This window comes from Leisingera sp. SA32 (genome assembly GCF_056033425.1).
In genome coordinates, this window is record NZ_JBVYHB010000005.1 from 106,732 (window position 1) to 120,789 (window position 14,058).

The following is a 14,058-nucleotide window of genomic DNA, read 5'->3' on the forward strand; positions in this document are numbered from 1 at the left end:
CCGGCCTGCGGCAAAGCAAAAGCCCCGCGGCATGGCCAGCGGGGCTTTTGTTTTCGGGCGCCGGGGCGCGCGCGGCTTATTTCTGCGGCAGCGGGCCGATCATCATGATCATCTGGCGGCCTTCCATCTTGGGCATGTTCTCGACCTTGCCGAGATCCTTGATGTCTTCGGCCACCCGCTCCAGCAGCTCGCGGCCCAGATTCTGGTGCGCCATCTCGCGTCCACGGAAACGCAGGGTGATTTTCACCTTGTCGCCGTTTTCCAGGAACTTGTAGACGTTGCGCATTTTCACATCATAGTCGTGGGTGTCCGTGTTGGGACGGAACTTGACCTCTTTGACCTCGATGATCTTCTGCTTCTTGCGGGCTTCGCTCTCGCGTTTTTGCTGTTCGTACTTGAACTTGCCAAAATCCATGATCTTGCACACGGGCGGGTTGGCGTTGGGCGAGATTTCAACCAGATCCAATCCGGCCTCTGCCGCCATGTCCATGGCTTTCGCAGGATGTACAACCCCGACGTTTTCACCATCGGCACCAATCAGGCGGATTTCGGGGGCACGGATTTTTTCGTTGACGCGCGGGCCGGTGTCACGTTGCGGCGGCGCGTTATGAGGTCTGCGGGCTATGACTGTGATCCTTCTGTCATTGCAAAAAGTGCGGGAACGCTACTGCTCCCACGCCTGTGATTCAAGGCCTATGGGCGGTATGGCGGCAGGAAAGCCGCTTTTCAAGGCCGCATGTTGCAAATGCTGTTAAAACAGCGCCGTCACCTCACCAGCTGCACGGGGGAAAGGGGCGCTGAGTCGTCTTCGCAGCCGCGGCGGGCGGCGGCGGGTCTGCGCGCATGAGGCAGCGCGGCCAAACTTCCCCCTTGAGGAGGCTCGCCCGCGACGCCATCTGGCAAGGTAGAGGCGTCCGCAGGCGCACTGCGGCCGACGCGCAACTGTCGGGGCTGCGGCGCGGTAAGGGGCCGGAACAAGAAAGGAAAGCGTGATGAAACAGCTGGTGATCCTGGCGGCATTGGGGGCCGCAGCGGTGGGGGGCTATGTGATAATCAGCGGCCAGCAGGCGCCGGACAGCGCCCCCGTGGCCGCAGGCGACGCGGTCTCTGAACCTGCGCCCGTGGTCGTTCAGCAACAGCCGGACACAGAGCGCGCGGCGGAAACGGCGCTGCCGGAAACCGTGGACGAGACGGTGGATGAGGCTGCGGGCGCCGTTGGCGCGGCGGTCGAGGCGGCGGGCGAAGCCGCGGCCGTCGTGGGGGAGACGGTGACTCAGGCGGCAACCGCCGTTGAGGAGGCCGTCGAAGGCGCCATCGACAGCGCCACCGACAGCGCAAGCGATACGCTGGGCAGCGGCGATGCGGCGGCTGGCGCGGTGCAGACCGGTGCGGAGACCGCCGCCGAAGCGGCCGCCGATGCGATCCGGGCCGGGGCCGAGGCTGCAGGAGAGGCTGCAAAAGAGGCGGCTGAAGCGTCTGGGGCCACCGGGGTGGCCACAGAGGGGGCTGCAGAAGGTGCGGTTGAGGGGCTGAATGACGCGGCGGACAGCGCCAAGCAACTGCTGCGCATCCCATCCGGGGACGCAGCCGGGGCCGAAGCCGGGGCCGAAGCCGGGGCAAACGCCGGGACCGGTGCTGCGGTCGACGGCAGTGCCGAGGGCAGCGACGCCAGCAACTGAACAGACGTCAGCCCCCCTCCGTCCAGAGGGGGGCTGCATCGCGGTGCGGGTTGAAGCGAATAGGGTGGGCCCGCCGTGGCGGTGGGCCGGGTCAGTGCGGGTGCATCTGCGGGGGCTGCTGCGCCGTTTGGGCCGCCTGGGCCAGCTGTCCGATATGGGCCATCGGCGCCTGAGCCTGAGACGGGCCTGCCGATGTTCGCGCCGGTGCTTGCGCCGCCGGGGCCTGGACCGCAGCTTGCGGCGACAGGAAGGCGAGGAAGCCTTCCCAGCTGGCGCTGCTGCCGCCCTGTTTGCGGGCGCGCTGAATTTGCAGTTTTGCCACCGCGATCAGGTCCATCGGGCGGGCAGCGTCAAAGTCGTTGCCGGTGATGGCGGCGAGGCGGCCGCGAAAGGCTGCTCCCATGGAATTCAGCAGCAGCATCGGAGCGGTGACCGGCTGACCGGCCTCGACCAGCGCATCGAACATCCGGTCGATGTCCTGCGGTGAGACTGCGCTGAGGTCAAAGCTGGCTTTGACGGCGGCGATTTTGTCGGGGATGGAGGGCTGCACCTTGTCAGGGCGGGACTGGAAGCCGTTCACGGCGGCCTTGACACGGGCCTTGCCGGCCTCGCTGCGGACAGAGGAAAAGATGGGCGCCTGGCCGGCGGTCGGATCGTTCTGCATCGGTGCTGCTCCATTCTGGATCTCAGCAACAGAAGTAGGCAAATATTCCCAACAAATAATAAACGGGACAAGACGCGGGGCGGACAAAAGCGTGTCCAAATAAAGGCAAGCCGCAGCGGGCACATATCTGGATGCCACGGAAAAAGGCCGCCCCATCGGGGCGACCTTTGTTTCGGTATTCCGGGCGCGCGCGTCTGGCGCGGATCAGTCCAGGAAGGCTTTTTCCACCACAAAATGCAGCGGCTTGGAATTGGCGCCCTCTTCCAGCCCGTAGGTGTTCTCGAACAGATCCTTCAGTTCGAGGTTGAAGGCCAGGTTGCCGCAGATCATCGCGCGGTCGGTGTCCGGGTTCAGCGGCGGCACGCCGAGATCGGCAAAGGCTTCGCCCGAGCGCATCAGGTCGGTGATGCGACCCATCTTGGGGCTCTCCTCGCGGGTGGTTGTGGGGTAATACCTGATCTTCTTCCAGAAGCCGTCGCCGATCAGCTCATTCAGCAGCTCGTCGTCCTTCAGCCCCTCGATCAGCTCGCGGCCGTACTGCAGCTCACCCACGGTGCGGCAGGTGTGGGTGATGACGACCTCGTCGTAGTCCTCATAGGTCTGCGGCTCGCGCAGCAGCGAGGCAAAGGGCGCAAAGCCGGTGCCGGTGGCAAAGAGCCACAGCCGCTTGCCCGGCAGCAGCGCGTCATGCACCAGGGTGCCGACCGGCTTGGGGCGCAGGATGATCTCGTCACCTGGCTGGATGTGTTGCAGCCGCGAGGTCAGCGGGCCGTCCTCGACCTTGATCGAGTAGAACTCCAGCTCCTCGTCCCAGGAGGGCGAGGCGATGGAATAGGCGCGCAGCAGCGGTTTCACCTTGCCGGTCTTGGGGTCGGGATCGTTCATCAGGCCGATCATCACGAACTCGCCCGAGCGGAACCGCAGCGAGGCAGGCCGGGTCACCCGGAAGGAAAACAGCTTGTCCGTCCAATGCTTGACCGCGGTCACGGTCTGGGCATCGGGCAGGGCCGGCTTGGCCTTTTCGGGCGCGGCGTTGGTTGCGGTCTCGGTCACGGCGGTCATCTCATTCATCACATGCACTGCCGGAAGATCTGCCGGCACCTCTGATTAGTCGTTGATACAGGTCAGGAAAACCCCCTGTTTCGCAAAACCCGTCCGGTGCGAGGGGCCGGGTCCGGGTTCTGGAAAGAGGTTTTCGGTTCAGGGGGCGGCTGGCTTAGCGGGCAGCGGTGCTGCCGCGCAGGCGGGCCTGGTAGCTATGCGCCTTCCAGTTGGCGCGGGCAAGCCATTGCTCTTCGGGCTGGCGGGCGGCCAGATCATCCGTCAGCTCCACCTCGTCAAAGCCGGAGCGGCGCGCCATGGCATACTGGTCGGCAATCACATGGCCAAAGGCGCGCAGACGGCCCGTGTAGCCCTTCAACCGCAGCTGACGGGCGAGGGTAAAGCCACGGCCGTCGGCAAAGCTGGGGAACTGGATCCGCACCAGCGCCACACCGTCCAGAGATACCTCTGCCAGATCGGCGTCCGAGGTCAGATCCAGCACATCGGCGCCGTCAAAGCCAGTGGTCCAGTCGTCGGGCGCAAAGCCCGTGTCGGTCACGATAACAGTCATCTCGTTTACGCTCCTGTGCGTACGAATTTGCCATCCACCACGTGGATGCCGCATTCTTCCTTGTTTTCACCGCGCCAGCGGCCGGCGCGGGGGTCTTCGCCTTCCTTGACCGGGCTGGTGCAGGGGGCGCAGCCGATCGACGGGTAGCCCTTGGCCACCAGCGGATGGCGGGGCAGGCGGTTTTCGTCCATGTAGGCGCGCACGTCCTCGGGCGCCCAATGGGCCAGCGGGTTGATTTTCAGACGCCCGGTGCCGTCCTCGACCTCGAAGAAATCGAGCGCGGCGCGGGTGCCGGATTGGAACCGCTTGCGGCCGGTGATCCAGCCGTCATAGCCATCCAGCGCCTTTTGCAGCGGCACGGTCTTGCGCAGGGTGCAGCAGGCGTCCTTGTCGCTGAAGCGCAGGGCGCCATAGGGGTCTTTCTCGGCGATGTCATCGGCGCGGATGATACGCACGTTGCGCAGGCCCAACCGCTCGCTCACCTCCTGCTGGTAGATCAGCGTTTCCGTGAACAGCAGTTCGGTGTCCACAAAGACAACCGGCGTCATCGGGTCGATGACCGCGGCCATATGCAAAAGCACCACGGATTCCGCGCCGAAAGAGGAGACCAGGGCGATGTGCCCTGCGTCCCGAAGCGCGCCCTCCATCACCGAGGTGGCCGAATGGTGGCGGAAGCGCGCGTTCAGCGCCTCCGCTTTGGCGGCCAGCGCCCGGTCGCGGGCGGGGTCACCCCCCCCGGCGGGCTGTTTTCCGGCTGTGTCGAACATGGTCAGGCGACCTTTTTCTGGGCCTCTGGGTAGAGGGCTGCCTTGAAGGGCTCCATGCCAATGCGGCGGTAGGTCTCGAGGAAGGTCTCGTCAGCGCTTTCACGCTGCGCCATGTAGACCTCGACGATGCGTTCCACCGCGGGCACGATTTCGTCATAGGCGAAACCGGGGCCGGTGCGGGTGCCGATGGCGGCCGTTTCGGTGGCGTCGCCGCCCAGGGTGATCTGGTAGTTCTCCACCCCTGCGCGGTCCAGTCCGAGGATGCCGATATGGCCCACGTGGTGATGGCCGCAGGCGTTGATGCAGCCCGAAATCTTGATCTGAAGATGGCCGACGTCGTGTTCCATCTTCAGTTCGTCAAAACGGGTTGCGATCTCCTGCGCCACCGGGATCGAACGCGCGGTTGCCAGCGCGCAGTAATCCATGCCCGGGCAGGCGATGATGTCCGAGATCAGGCCGACGTTGGCGGTGGCCAGCCCGTGTTGCTTCAGCTTGGCGTGGATCGCGGGCAGGTCATTCTTGTGGACATGCGGCAGGATCACGTTCTGCTGGTGGCTGATGCGCAGCTCGTCATAGGCGTATTGCTCGGCCAGATCCGCCATCACGCGCATCTGTTCGGCGGTGGCATCGCCCGGCGTTGCGCCATGCGCCTTGATCGAGATGGTGGCGATGGCGTGATCGTCCTTGCGGTGCACGGCCAGGTTGGTGTCGGCCCAGGCACGGAAGACCGGGTCGCTTTCATAGGCCGCATCAAAGGCCTCGGTGCTGCCCGAACGAAAATCGGGGGCCGCGAAGTGTTGCTTGATGTCGTCCAGCAGCGCCTGATCGGTGCCGTCGAACTGGCTGCGCAGGGTCAGGAAGGCTTCTTCCACCTTGGCGCGGAACGTGTCGATGCCGTTTTCCATCACGGTGATCTTGATGCGCGCCTTGTACTTGTTGTCGCGCCGACCCAGCACGTTGTAGACGCTGAGGATCGCCTCCAGGTAGGGCAGCAGATCGGCCTGCGGCAGGAACTCCCGCAGAACCTTGCCGACCAGCGGGGTGCGGCCCAGACCGCCGCCGACGATGACCTCGAAACCGGTCTCGCCGTCGCGCTGCACCATGCGCAGGCCAACGTCATGCGCCTTGGTCACGGCGCGGTCGTTGGGGCTGCCGGTGATGGCGATCTTGAACTTGCGGCCCAGGAACTGGAACTCCGGGTGGTCGGTGGACCACTGGCGGATCAGCTCGGCGTAGGGGCGCGGGTCCATCAGCTCATCCTTGGCGGCCCCGGCGAAATGATCCGCGGTGGTGTTGCGGATGGTGTTGCCGGAGGTCTGGATCGCGTGCAGGCCAACCTCGCCCAACGCGTCCAGCATGTCGGGCAGGTCGCGCAGTTTGGGCCAGTTGTACTGGATGTTCTGGCGGGTGGTGAAATGGCCGTAGCCCTTGTCCCACTTCTCGGCCAGGAGCGCGAGGGTGCGCATCTGGCCGGAGTTCAGCGTGCCATAGGGAATCGCCACCCGCAGCATGTAGGCATGCAGTTGCAGATAAACGCCGTTCATCAGGCGCAGCGGCTTGAACTCGTCCTCGGTGAGGGAGCCGTCGATGCGGCGCGCGACCTGGGCGCGGAACTGGGCGTTGCGCTCCGCCAGGAAGGCTTCGTCGAACTCGTTGTACTTATACATTAGCTTGCGCCTCCTGCTTGCCGTGGAAGTAGTTCGAGGGGCCGGTGCGGCGGAATTCCTCGCGGAAGTGGGTCGGTTCGGGACCGTTCGGGCCGGCCTTGGCGTCCGCCAGATAGGCGCCGACGATCTTGAGGTTCTGCTTCTCCGCCTCCAGCAGCCGCAGCTGGGCTTCGGCCTCGTCGGTGATCAGCTCGGCCTGCGCCATGTCGCGGGTCCAGGTGTTCTCGGCGGTGAAATAGATCACGTCGCCTTCGAGCAGATCGTTGGCGGTGATGACTTTGGGCGTAAAGGGGCGAGGCATTATGCAAGCTCCGTCTTGAGGTCGGTGAGGGCCGCGGCCGCCTTGCGCGGTGCAAGCCCCAGGAAGGTGAGGGCAGGACCGTCCAGCCCGGCGGCGTCGAGATCGGCAGGCAGGCGGTCCAGCGTGGTTTCCAGCACCCGCTGTTCGGGGCGCGAGGCGTTTTCGACAAGGGTGACCGGCATGGCGCGGTCAGCGCCGTGCATGATCAGCCGACCTTGGACGAAGCGGGCAGATTTCTTGCCCATGTAGACCGCGGCGACCGCCCCGGGGCGTGCAAGGGCGGCCCAGTCGTGATCGGCAAACCCCTTCATGTCGTGGCCTGTGAGGAACCGCACGGAAGAATTGCGCCCGCGCTGGGTCAGGCTCTGGCCGATGGCGGCGACCGCAGCCGAGGCGGCGGTGATGCCGGGCAGGATCTGGCTGGCGATGCCTGCGGTCTCAAGGGCGCTCAACTCTTCGTCGAGGCGCGCAAACAGGGTGGGATCGCCGGCTTTCAACCGCAGCACTTTCTTGTCGGCCGTGGCATGGGCCACCAGCCGCGCGCAGATCTCCTCCTGCGAGACTTGCGGGCCAAAACCCTCCTTGCCGACGTTCTCCAGCACCGCCTGCGGAGCGGCCAGCGCCAGGATCGCATCGCTGACCAGCCGGTCATGCAGGATCACATCGGCCTCTTGCAGGGCGCGCAGCACCTTGAGCGTCAGCAGCTCCGGGTCGCCGGGGCCCGATCCGGCAAAGGCCACCTGGCCCGCGACCAGACAGCCCGCGCCACCACCGGTGTTGACGCTGGCAATCGCGGCATATGTGGTTGGTGCGGACATTGCTGACCCCTCTGCGGTGTGTTTGACTTGGCTCTAGATATAGGAAATATTCCCTCCATTGCGCCATATCGGCGGACAAATAAGAACATTGGTTTCTGCGCGGCGCCAAGCCGGGCTGATTGATCCTCAGACAAGGAGAAAACAGGAATGACGGTGCGGATCGACGGCACGGACCGGAAAATTCTGGCGGAACTGCAACGCGATGCCAGCCAGTCGCTGGATGAAATCGCCCGCCGGGTGGGGTCTTCAAAGACCCCGGTATGGAATCGCATCCGCAAGCTGCGCGAGGCGGGGGTGATCGGCCAGCAGACGGTGCTGCTGGATGCCGAGGCGCTGGGGTTCGAGGCCTGTTTCTTTGTCCTCATCCGCACCTCGGAGCATGAGGCGGAGTGGCAGGCGAAGTTTTTGCAAGCCCTACGCGACCGCCCCGAGGTGCAGGAGGCGCACCGGCTGGCAGGCGACATTGACTACATTCTTAAGGTGCGGGTGCAGAACGCGCGGGCCTATGACGTGTTCTACCAGGCGCTGATTTCAGAGGTGAAGGTGCATAACGTGACGGCGCTGCTGTCGATGGAGGAGATCAAATCCACCACGATGCTGCCGCTGGAGGCCTCGGGAGGTTAAGTATTTGGAACCAGAAAGAAACCGCGCGCCTGCGTTTCTTTCTGGTCTGCCAATACTCCGGGGTTTGGGGCAGAGCCCCAAGTCAGACGGTCACCATCAGCCGGGTGAGCCCGTGGAAATGATAGCTGTTGGCGAATTCCGGTGCCGCGGCCAGTTTCAGATCCGGGCAGCGGTCGAACAGGATCGGCAGGGCGATCTGCATCTCCAGCCGGGCCAAGGGCGCACCGACGCAGAAATGCAGCCCGCCGCCAAAGCTCTTGTTCACCTTGGCGGGGCGGGTCGGGTCGAACCGCTCCGGCTCCTCCAGCACCGCGGGGTCGCGGTTGGCGGCGGCCAGCAGCAGCGCCACCTGCTCGCCGCGCTGGAAGGTATGGCCGAAAACCTCCGCCTCTTCATAGGCGTAGCGGGTGAACATGTGCAGCGGCGGGTCGTAGCGCAGGATCTCCTCGACCAGCCGCTCGATGCCCTCGGGCGCCAGCCACTCGGCCTGCCAGCCCTGCTGCAGCATCGTCTTCACGCCGTTGCCCAGCGAATGCACGGTGGCTTCGTGGCCCGCGTTCAGCAGCAGGATGCAGGTGCCGATCAGCTCATCCGTCGACAGCGTCTCGCCCTCTTCCTCGGCGGCGATCAGCCGGGTGATGAGGTCGTCGCGGGGATCGTCGCGGCGCGCGTCGATATAGCCGCGCAGAAAATCGGTGAACGCCTGCGCCGCGGCGGCGGCGGCGTGTTCGGTCGCCTCGGTGCGGGCGGCCTGGTACATCGCCACCATCCGGTGCGACCAGTCCAGCAGCTGCGGCGCCATTTCGGTCGGCACGCCCAACAGGCGGCAGATGGTGATCACCGGCACCTGGGTGCAATAGGCGTCCAGCAGATCAAAGGGCTGGTCGGGGAAGGCGTCGATCAGCTGGTGGCACAGCGTCTCCAGCCCCGGTTGCAGCGCCGCGATCCCGCGCGAGGTGAAGGCGCGCATCACCAGCTTGCGCAAGCGGGTGTGGCGGGGTGGTTCGGCGTCCAGCATCGAATGCGCCTCGGTGGCGAGAAAGGGAGCGAGGTGGGCCGGGCCGTCCTGCTGCATCTCCTGCGGCAGTTCGCGGCCAAAGCGGCGGTCGCGCAGCAGCATGTGCACTGCCGCATGACCGAAGGCGGCGACCATGCCGTAGTCCTGCCAGCGGTGCAGCTGGCCCTGCGCGCGGGCCGCGGCGTAAAACGGATAGGGGTTCTGGACGAAGCCGGGATCGGTCGGGGATTGGGACAGGATCTGCATGGGGTGATTTTGCCGGCATGGCTGGTCTTTGCAAGGGGCAGGCTGTTAACTTGCGCGCATGAAAGCACAAACCTTGATCCGCTGGAGCCTGCCCGTGGGCTTCCTGCTGGCCGTCGCGGCACTGGCGCTGGCGGTCTGGTCCTATGGTTACCGGCAGGCGCTGGACAGCCTGGCCGAACGCAGCGCCGCCGATCTGGCGCTGGCCTCGGACCGGGTCAGCACCCAGCTGGAGGTCTACCAGGAGCTGGCGGTTCTGACGGCGGAGCACCCGGTGCTGGGCAACCTGTCAGAGCCGGTGGCGCGGGCGGCGGCGGCGGATCTGCTGCGTGCGATTGCCGACAAGACCGCGGCGCTGGATGTGTTCTTTGCCGATGCCAGCGGCCGGGTGCTGGCCGCTGCCGAAGGGGTGGCGGGCGGCAGCGTGGCGGGGCGGGATTATTTCCGCCGCGCGCGACAAGGGGCGCTGGGCACCGGTCACGGCGTTTTGCAGCCGGAGGGGCAGCGTGCCTATTTCTACGCGGCACCGGCCTTTGGCGCCGATGGGCGGGTGCGCGGCGCGCTGGTGGTGGTGGCTGATATCGAGGACGTGGAGCAGACCTGGCGCGGCAGCCTGCCGGCGGTGTTCTTTACCGTTGCCAGCGGCGAAGTGTTCATCTCCAACCGCTCGGAACTGCTGTTCTGGAACCGGCAGGCGGAGGGTGCAGGGGCTGCGGGCCCGCAGGTGCTGGAGCGCTGGCGCACCGGTGGGCATGAGATCTGGCGGCTGGCGGGCAGCCCCTATCTGCCGACGCGGGCGCTGCATCTGTCGGTGGCGCTGCCGGTGATCGGGATGACTGGCGAGATCCTGGTGGATGTGGCCCCGGCGCGGCGGATTGCGGCCTTGCAGGCGGCGGCGCTGGCGGCGGTGTGCTTGGCCTTTGGCGCCATGTTGTTTTTCGTGATGGAGCGCCGCCGCACCCTGGCCGAGGCCAATGCGGTGCTGGAAAGCCGGGTGGCGCAGCGCACCGAGGCGCTGTCGGCGGCCAACGCCCAGCTGCGCCGCGAGGTGCGCGAGCGCGAGGAGGCGGAGGCGGCGCTGAAGCGCGCCCAGCAGGATCTGGTGCAGGCGGGCAAGCTGTCGGCGCTGGGGCAGATGTCGGCCGGGATTAGCCATGAGCTGAACCAGCCCCTGATGGCGATCCAGCAATATGCGGACAACGGGGCCGCCTTTCTGGCCCGCGGCAAGGCTGAGCGCACCGGCGAGAACCTGGTACGGATCTCCGACATGGCGGCGCGGATGGCGCGGATCATCAAGAACCTGCGCGCCTTTGCCCGCAACGAGAGCGAGCCGGTGGGCCGGGTCGATCTGGCCAAGGTGCTGGAGGATGCGGTGGAGCTGACCCAGACGCGGCTGCGCGACTGTTCCGTGCGCCTGGACTGGGCGCCGCAGCCGCGCGGAGAGGTTTTTGTGCGCGGCGGCGAGGTGCGGCTGACGCAGGTCTTCGTGAACCTTATCAACAACGCGGTGGATGCGATGCTGGATCAGGAGGAGCGGGTGATCCGGCTGGCCGTTCAAGACGGCGCGCGGCTGTCGGTCTGTGTGCAGGACGTCGGTCCCGGTCTGAAGGAGCCGGAAAAGGTGTTTGATCCGTTCTATTCCACCAAGGCGGTGGGCACCTCCGAAGGCATGGGGCTGGGGCTGTCCATTTCCTATGGTCTGGTGCAAAGCTTTGGCGGCAACATTCGCGGTACCAATGCCGAGTGGGGGGCGGTGTTCACGGTGGAGCTGGAATACTGGAAAGAGGAAGAGGCGGCATGACGCGCAGGGTGTTGCTGGTGGATGACGATGCCGCGGTGCGGGCGGCATTGGCGCAGACGCTGGAGCTGAACGAGCTGGAGGCGGTCACCGCCGGATCGTTCGTGGCGGCCAAGGATCTGATCACGCGGGCGTTTGACGGCATCATCGTGTCCGACATCCGGATGCCGGGACGGGACGGGTTTCACCTGCTGGACTATGCCCATGAGGTCGACCCGGAGCTGCCGGTGGTGCTGCTGACCGGCGAGGGCGACATTCCGATGGCAGTGCGGGCCATGTCGCGCGGCGCCTTTGACTTTCTGGAGAAACCCTGCGCGGCCGCCGATTTCCTGCCGGTGCTGGAACGCGCGCTGCGGACCCGTGCGCTGGTGCTGGAGAACCGCCGCTTGAAACAGCAGCTGGAAACCGGCGATCCGGCCTCAAGGCTGCTGTTCGGCAGTTCGCCGCAGGCCAGTGCGCTGCGGCGCCGGGTGCGCACGGTGGCGCCCACGGGGGCTGAGGTGCTGGTCTCGGGGCCGCCGGGCAGCGGCATTTCCAAGGTGGCGGAGGTCATCCACCTGATGTCTCCGGTCGGCCAGGGCCCCTTCGTGAAACGCGCCGCTGCCGGGCTGGGGCAGGCCGATGTCGTCAGCCTGTGCAAGGACGCCGCCGGGGGGTCGCTGTTTCTCGACGAGGTGCAAAGCCTGCCCGAGGCGGCGCAATATGCGCTGTTGGGGCAGTTGGAACAGGGCGCGGGGACGCGGGTGATCGCGGGGTCCAGCGCCGATCTGGCCGGGCAGGTGGAGCAGGGCGCCTTCAACGCCGATCTGTTCTACCGGCTTGACGTGATGCGGGTGCGCATCCCTTCGCTGGCGGAACGGCCCGGCGATATTCCGGTGCTGTTTCGCCACTACGTGGCGCAGGCGGCGGAACAGGCAGGCATCCAGCCGCCGGAGATCAGCCAGGAGCATCTGGCGGCCTTGATGGCGCAGGACTGGCCGGGCAATACCCGGTCACTGATGTCGGCGGCGATGCGGTTCGTGCTGGGCATGCCCGAGGAGGCGGCGGCGAGCGCGGGGCTGGGCCTTGCGGAACAGATGGCGCAGGTGGAGCGCTCGCTGCTGATCGCGGCGCTGGGGCGGGCCAACGGGCGCGCGGCTGTGGCGGCGCAAACCCTCAAGCTGCCCCGCAAGACGTTCTACGATAAGTTGGCCCGCTATGGCATCCGCCCCGAGGACTATCGCCGCTGACGGGCGCCGGGTTGTCATATGCGGGTCGTCTGGCCCGGTCCTGCGACCGGGATCGTCAAGGAGGCGGCGCCGCCGGAACCCCCGGATGGGGGCCGTGGGCGGAGGCAGGATGGGAGGAGGATCCCCCCATGTCCGCTGAAGCCTTCGTTGCGGGACACCCCTGCACCCGATGAGGAGGTGGTCTGAGGGGTCCGTTTCTCCTGGTGGTGCGGGGTGTCAGTCCGCACCGGTGTCGCGACGCCTGTCAGTATCGCAAAGCGGGGTTAAGGCGCGGCAAGGAGGGCGTACGGTGGGGGCGCAACACGCGGTCGCGGCACCCGTCCGGGGCGGCGGTACAGAGACGCGTATGTGGGGAAAGATGAAGCGTGGCGATTCTGTGCCAGTTGACGGGCGCTAACATTTGTGCGGAATTTCGCACAAAGCCCGAAACGCTCTGTGCGGGATTTCGCACAGCCTGCGCCGCCGGTGGCAAGAGGCGTGCGATTCGATCCTCAAACCCATTGGAATATAAAGAGAAATTCGAGTCTCTCCCGCGGTTCGAATCAATGGTTGAGCGGATTTCCGCAAGTTGGGATGCTGCCTGCGGGTTTCAGCCACGTTGCTGAACACAGCACTGCAATTCTGGGAGGAATGACATGAAGATGCTGACTGCTGCCGCCACCGCGATGGCGCTGACCGTGACCGCTGGTGCGGCAAGCGCTGCCTGCGACGATGGCGAGATCGTGGTGAAATTCAGCCACGTCACCAACACCGACAAGCACCCCAAGGGGATCGCGGCCTCGCTGCTGGAAAAGCGTATCAACGAAGAGATGAACGGCACCATGTGCCTGGAGGTCTACCCGAACTCCACGCTCTACAATGACAACAAGGTGCTGGAGGCGATGCTGCAGGGCGACGTCCAGCTGGCCGCGCCGAGCCTGTCGAAGTTCGAGAAGTTCACCAAGCAGTTCCGCCTGTTCGACCTGCCGTTCATGTTCAAGAACATCGAGGCGGTGGATGCGTTCCAGGCTTCCGAGACCGGTCAGGAGATGCTGGATTCGATGCAGCGCCGCGGCCTGCAGGGGCTGGCCTACTGGCACAATGGCATGAAGCAGATGTCGGCAAACAAGCCGCTGGTGGAGCCGTCTGATGCCGAAGGGCTGAAGTTCCGCGTGCAGTCCTCGGACGTGCTGGTGGCGCAGATGGAAGCCATCGGTGGCAGCCCGCAGAAGATGGCGTTCTCCGAAGTTTATGGCGCATTGCAGCAGGGCGTCGTGGACGGGCAGGAAAACACCTGGTCCAACATCTACGGCAAGAAGTTCTTTGAGGTGCAGGACGGCGTGACCGAGACCAACCACGGCGCGCTGGATTACCTGGTGGTGACCAGCGTCGACTGGCTGGACAGCCTGGAGCCGGAGGTGCGCGAGCAGTTCCTGACCATCCTGAACGAGGTGACGACGCTGCGGAATGCCGAATCCACCAAGGTGAACAACGAGGCCAAGCAGGCGATCATCGACGCCGGTGGCGTGGTGCGCGAGCTGACCGCAGAACAGCGTGCCGCCTGGGTCGAGGCGATGAAGCCGGTCTGGGAGAAATTCGCAGGCGACGTCGGCCAGGACAAGATCGACGCGGCACAGGCGATCAACGCAGGCCTGTAAG

14 protein-coding genes are annotated in these 14,058 nt (G+C 65.7%); 5 read left to right on the top strand and 9 right to left on the bottom strand.

From position 1 onward, the window contains the following. Nucleotides 1-76 precede the first annotated feature (76 nt). Entirely contained in the window at nt 77-634 is a 558-nt protein-coding gene (gene infC / locus AC0IPL_RS09710; RefSeq protein WP_474274258.1) for a translation initiation factor IF-3, read from the bottom strand. 358 nt (nt 635-992) lie between these two features. On the opposite strand from infC, the gene AC0IPL_RS09715 reads away from it, so the two are divergent. After that, nucleotides 993-1,679: a hypothetical protein gene (locus AC0IPL_RS09715; protein WP_474274009.1), complete on the top strand. Its 687-nt coding sequence runs from the start codon at nt 993-995 to the stop codon at nt 1,677-1,679. A 91-nt stretch (nt 1,680-1,770) separates the two neighbouring features. On the opposite strand, the gene AC0IPL_RS09720 is transcribed toward AC0IPL_RS09715, so the two are convergent. The 7 genes from AC0IPL_RS09720 to cobA form a co-directional block, all read right to left on the bottom strand. Further along, on the bottom strand, nt 1,771-2,343 hold the full coding sequence (locus tag AC0IPL_RS09720; protein ID WP_474274011.1) for a hypothetical protein: 573 nt from the start codon (nt 2,341-2,343) through the stop codon (nt 1,771-1,773). A 204-nt stretch (nt 2,344-2,547) separates the two neighbouring features. Continuing rightward, nucleotides 2,548-3,414: a ferredoxin--NADP reductase gene (locus AC0IPL_RS09725; RefSeq protein WP_474274013.1), complete on the bottom strand. Its 867-nt coding sequence runs from the start codon at nt 3,412-3,414 to the stop codon at nt 2,548-2,550. A 145-nt stretch (nt 3,415-3,559) separates the two neighbouring features. Continuing rightward, nucleotides 3,560-3,955: a DUF934 domain-containing protein gene (locus AC0IPL_RS09730; RefSeq protein ID WP_474274015.1), complete on the bottom strand. Its 396-nt coding sequence runs from the start codon at nt 3,953-3,955 to the stop codon at nt 3,560-3,562. Between the two features lie 5 nt (nt 3,956-3,960). Beyond that, a complete protein-coding gene (locus tag AC0IPL_RS09735; RefSeq protein WP_474274016.1) occupies nt 3,961-4,722 on the bottom strand; it encodes a phosphoadenylyl-sulfate reductase in 762 nt (253 codons plus the stop codon). Nucleotides 4,723-4,724: 2 nt separating this feature from the next. Next, nucleotides 4,725-6,389 (bottom strand): nitrite/sulfite reductase, encoded by a 1,665-nt coding sequence (locus AC0IPL_RS09740; protein WP_474274018.1) that lies wholly within the window; start codon nt 6,387-6,389, stop codon nt 4,725-4,727. After that, the gene (locus tag AC0IPL_RS09745) at nt 6,382-6,690 is read right to left on the bottom strand and encodes a DUF2849 domain-containing protein (protein ID WP_474274020.1); all 309 of its coding nucleotides are present in this window, start codon (nt 6,688-6,690) and stop codon (nt 6,382-6,384) included. The genes AC0IPL_RS09740 and AC0IPL_RS09745 overlap by 8 nt, the downstream gene beginning before the upstream one ends. Further along, nucleotides 6,690-7,508: a uroporphyrinogen-III C-methyltransferase gene (gene cobA / locus AC0IPL_RS09750; RefSeq protein ID WP_474274022.1), complete on the bottom strand. Its 819-nt coding sequence runs from the start codon at nt 7,506-7,508 to the stop codon at nt 6,690-6,692. The genes AC0IPL_RS09745 and cobA overlap by 1 nt, the downstream gene beginning before the upstream one ends. Before the next feature lie 147 nt (nt 7,509-7,655). On the opposite strand from cobA, the gene AC0IPL_RS09755 reads away from it, so the two are divergent. Then, nucleotides 7,656-8,132: an Lrp/AsnC family transcriptional regulator gene (locus AC0IPL_RS09755; protein WP_474274023.1), complete on the top strand. Its 477-nt coding sequence runs from the start codon at nt 7,656-7,658 to the stop codon at nt 8,130-8,132. A gap of 82 nt (nt 8,133-8,214) precedes the next feature. On the opposite strand, the gene AC0IPL_RS09760 is transcribed toward AC0IPL_RS09755, so the two are convergent. Further along, entirely contained in the window at nt 8,215-9,396 is a 1,182-nt protein-coding gene (locus AC0IPL_RS09760) for a cytochrome P450 (RefSeq protein WP_474274025.1), read from the bottom strand. 58 nt (nt 9,397-9,454) lie between these two features. On the opposite strand from AC0IPL_RS09760, the gene AC0IPL_RS09765 reads away from it, so the two are divergent. The 3 genes from AC0IPL_RS09765 to AC0IPL_RS09775 all read left to right on the top strand — a co-directional run bounded on the left by AC0IPL_RS09765 (nt 9,455) and on the right by AC0IPL_RS09775 (nt 14,057). Continuing rightward, nucleotides 9,455-11,194 carry a sensor histidine kinase gene (locus AC0IPL_RS09765; RefSeq protein ID WP_474274027.1) on the top strand — a complete coding sequence of 580 codons (1,740 nt, stop codon included), beginning with the start codon at nt 9,455-9,457 and terminating at the stop codon, nt 11,192-11,194. After that, nucleotides 11,191-12,420 carry a sigma-54-dependent transcriptional regulator gene (locus AC0IPL_RS09770; protein WP_474274029.1) on the top strand — a complete coding sequence of 410 codons (1,230 nt, stop codon included), beginning with the start codon at nt 11,191-11,193 and terminating at the stop codon, nt 12,418-12,420. The genes AC0IPL_RS09765 and AC0IPL_RS09770 overlap by 4 nt, the downstream gene beginning before the upstream one ends. A 635-nt stretch (nt 12,421-13,055) precedes the next feature. Beyond that, nucleotides 13,056-14,057: a DctP family TRAP transporter solute-binding subunit gene (locus tag AC0IPL_RS09775; protein WP_474274031.1), complete on the top strand. Its 1,002-nt coding sequence runs from the start codon at nt 13,056-13,058 to the stop codon at nt 14,055-14,057. Nucleotide 14,058 lies beyond the last annotated feature (1 nt).